Source organism: Vibrio kyushuensis (assembly GCF_050337325.1).
Lineage (GTDB): Bacteria > Pseudomonadota > Gammaproteobacteria > Enterobacterales > Vibrionaceae > Vibrio > Vibrio kyushuensis.
Window position 1 is genome coordinate 1 of the sequence record NZ_JAKJSV010000028.1, and the last position, 674, is coordinate 674.

The following is a 674-nucleotide window of genomic DNA, read 5'->3' on the forward strand; positions in this document are numbered from 1 at the left end:
TTTGGTTTGGTGTCTCACTGGATAAAGAGGTCGATGGCGACTTAACCTACACATTCACCATTGATTTAGATGGGGATTACAGCGCGGAAATGGCGGATTTTCTGGCCGATGGCGACCTCACGGTGACTTACCTCAATGGGGATGGAGTACTACAAACACCGCCTGCCATTGCCAATGGTGGCAATCTCGTCATACCGGGTGACGCCTCAGAAATCAGTGTCAGTCTTGGCACGTTGAACGATGAGATTTTTGAAGGGGTAGAGAGCTTTGGTCTTGATGTGAATGTCCATGGCGAGATAGGTGACGAAGGTGAAGTGCTCGACCTGAATGACAGCGGTAGTGCGACGATTGTTGATGATCTCGATGGTGAAGATAACGCTGATACGCCGGTACTGACGGTGGTGAGCCCAGATCCTGTGACMGAAGGCGACAATGCGGTCTTTGGTGTCTCACTGGATAAAGAGGTCGATGGCGACTTAACCTACACATTCACCATTGATTTAGATGGGGATTACAGCGCGGAAATGGCGGATTTTCTGGCCGATGGCGACCTCACGGTGACTTACCTCAATGGGGATGGAGTACTACAAACACCGCCTGCCATTGCCAATGGTGGCAATCTCGTCATACCGGGTGACGCCTCAGAAATCAGTGTCAGTCTTGGCACGTTGAAC

At 51.0% G+C, this 674-nt stretch carries 1 protein-coding gene; it reads left to right on the forward strand.

The annotated features are described in order from the left end of the window. Positions 1 to 122: 122 nt before the first annotated feature. Positions 123 to 674 (forward strand): hypothetical protein (locus L4D20_RS24280; RefSeq protein ID WP_428804125.1); only part of this gene is annotated, 552 nt, incomplete at its 3' end.